Here is a 2,528-nt window from a genome sequence, read left to right on the forward strand (position 1 = left end):
GCTGGGCCACACTGCGGGCCGCAGGGGCACACCCCGGCACGCGCCGCGTCACCACGCTCATGTTGCCGGCCCTGCTGGGCGTCAGCGTGGCGCAGATATCGCTGCTCATCAACACCCAGATCGCCTCGCACCTCACCACCGGCAGCGTCAGCTGGCTGACCTACGCCGACCGCCTGATGGAGTTCCCCACCGCAACGCTGGGCGTGGCGCTGGGCGTGGTGCTGCTGCCCCAACTGGCCGCGGCCCGCGCCGCCGACGACGGGGTGCGCTACAGCAACCTGCTGGACTGGGGACTGCGCCTGGTGGTGCTGCTGGCCGTGCCGTGTGCGGTGGCCCTGCTCACCTTTGCGCGGCCGCTGGTGGCCACCCTCTACCACTATGGCGCCTTCAGCAGCACCGACGTGCAGCAGACCACGGTGGCGCTGATGGGCTACGGCGCTGGCCTGTTGGGCCTGATCGCCATCAAGGTGCTGGCCCCGGGCTTTTATGCCCGCCAGGACATCAAGACGCCGGTGAAGATCGCGGTGGTGGTGCTGGCGCTGACGCAACTGATGAACCTGGTCTTTGTGCCCTACCTCGCGCACGCCGGTCTGGCCCTGGCCATTGGCCTGGGTGCCATGGTCAACGCGCTGTGGCTGCTGATCGGCCTGATCCGCCGCGGCGCCTACACCCCGTCGGCTGGCTGGGCGCGGTTTTCGTTGCAGGTGCTGGCGGCCAGCGCCCTGCTGGCGATCTACCTGATGTGGCTGGCGGCCCGTGTCGACTGGGTGGCTTTGCAGGCCCACGCCCTGCAGCGCGTCGGTCTGCTCGCACTGTCGGTGCTGGGCGCGGCGCTGGTCTACTTCGTGAGCCTGACGCTGGCCGGTGTGAAGCTGCGCCAATTCGTCCGAAAATGAAACCCTCATGCCGCGCCGGAAACCGCCATGCCCCCTGCGTTTGATTTTCTGACCCCGCCCACCCCGCTGGCCTATTTCGCCAGCCTGGTGGGCGACGATGACCAGTTGCCCCTGCTGGAAGCGGCCGTGGCGATTGCCCAGGACGAGTACCCCGACCTGGACGTGCAGAACGTGCTGGGCGAGGTGGACCAGCTGCTGGCCCGGCTGCGCCGGCGCACCCCTGCCGATGCCGATGCCCTGCAACGCCTGCGCGCGCTCAACCAGTTCTTCTTCCGCGCCCTGGGCTTTGGCGGCAACGTCAACAACTACTACGACCCCGACAACAGCCACCTCAACGTGGTGATGCGCACCCGCCGCGGCATTCCCATCACCCTGGCCGTGCTGTGGCTGGAGCTCGCCCAGGGCATGGGCCTGAAGGCCATGGGCATCAACTTCCCGGGCCACTTCATGGTCAAGGTCAACCTGCCCAACGGCCAGGTGGTGATCGACCCCTTCACCGGCCAGTCGCTCAGCCGCGAGGAGCTGTCGGAACGGCTGGAGCCCTACAAGCGCCGCAACGGTCTGGTGGACGATTTCGACGTGCCGGTGGGCCTGTACCTGCAGGCCGCGCCGGGGCGCGACATCCTGGCGCGCATGCTGCGCAACCTCAAAGAAATCCACCGCACGGCGGAAGACTGGTTGCGCCTGATCGCGGTGCAGGACCGCCTGCTGGTGCTACTGCCCGATGCCTGGGTCGAGTACCGCGACCGTGGCCTGGCCTGGGCCGAGATGGGCGACGCCCGGCTGGCGGTGGACGACCTGGCGATCTACATCGACCACACCGACGACGCGCTGGACCGCGAGGCCATGGCCCAGCGCGTGCAGGAACTCAAGCGCGCGCTCAGCTGAATGTGTCACGGCGCAAGGCCGTGTTTCGCGTTGTAAGTCGCGTTGACGCGCGGTGCCGACATGCACACCATGTCAGGCTTTGCCACTACCGCGCTGCCGCGCTGCACCCCGCCATGACCCATACCGTCCAACGCCTGATTGCCACCGCCCTGGTCCCCTGCATGCTGCTGGGCAGCTTGCCGCTGTCGGCCCAGGCCGCCCTGGTCACCAGTGAAGAGGCCCTGTCCACCGAGGCCGGTACCGCCCACCGCGAACGCGTCACCGCTTTCTTCTCGCGCGACGACGTGCGCCAGCAGCTGCAGGCCCAGGGGGTGAGCGCCGACGACGCCATCGCCCGCGTGCAGGCCATGAGCGACGCCGAAGTGGCCCAGGTGGCCGACCGCGTGGACCGGGCGCCCGCGGGTGGTGACGTGGTGGGTGTGCTGTTCACCGTGTTCCTGATCCTGCTGGTGACCGACATCCTGGGCTTCACCAAGGTGTTTCCGTTCACCCGTTCGATCCGATGAGGCTGCGGCCTCAGGCCCGCACAAGCCCCGCCCTGGCGGGGCTTGTGCTTTGTGCCGCTCTGGCGCTGGGCGGCTGCGCCACCGCGCCGCAGATGGCCGCACTGGAGCGCGCCTGGCCGACCGCCTGGCCCGACCAGGTGCTGCTGTCCACGGTGCCCTTTTTCGCGCAGGACGACCACCTGTGCGGCCCCGCGTCGCTGGCCATGATGGCCCAGGCCGCCGGGCGCGAGGTGTCGCC

3 protein-coding genes and 1 pseudogene are annotated in these 2,528 nt (G+C 69.1%); all 4 read left to right on the top strand.

The features are described 5' to 3' along the window. On the top strand, positions 1–896 hold an 896-nt coding region (gene murJ, locus ACR2JA_RS11065), incomplete at its 5' end, for a murein biosynthesis integral membrane protein MurJ (protein WP_434009135.1). 27 nt (positions 897–923) lie between these two features. Further along, positions 924–1,784, top strand: coding sequence for a SirB1 family protein (locus tag ACR2JA_RS11070; RefSeq protein ID WP_434009136.1), 861 nt, complete (start codon positions 924–926; stop codon positions 1,782–1,784). 113 nt (positions 1,785–1,897) lie between these two features. Further along, positions 1,898–2,290, top strand: coding sequence for a PA2779 family protein (locus ACR2JA_RS11075; RefSeq protein WP_434009137.1), 393 nt, complete (start codon positions 1,898–1,900; stop codon positions 2,288–2,290). 44 nt (positions 2,291–2,334) lie between these two features. Then, positions 2,335–2,528 (top strand): annotated as a pseudogene (locus tag ACR2JA_RS11080) (PA2778 family cysteine peptidase); the annotation flags it as partial.

It is taken from the genome of Hydrogenophaga sp., from assembly GCF_051007235.1.
Classification (GTDB): domain Bacteria; phylum Pseudomonadota; class Gammaproteobacteria; order Burkholderiales; family Burkholderiaceae_C; genus Hydrogenophaga.

What these genes read in the sequence shown, in the direction of transcription:
- ACR2JA_RS11070 (WP_434009136.1), top strand. Translation starts at nt 924, where the DNA reads ATGCCCCCTGCGTTTGATTTTCTGACCCCGCCCACCCCGCTGGCCTAT.
- ACR2JA_RS11075 (WP_434009137.1), top strand. Translation starts at nt 1,898, where the DNA reads ATGACCCATACCGTCCAACGCCTGATTGCCACCGCCCTGGTCCCCTGC.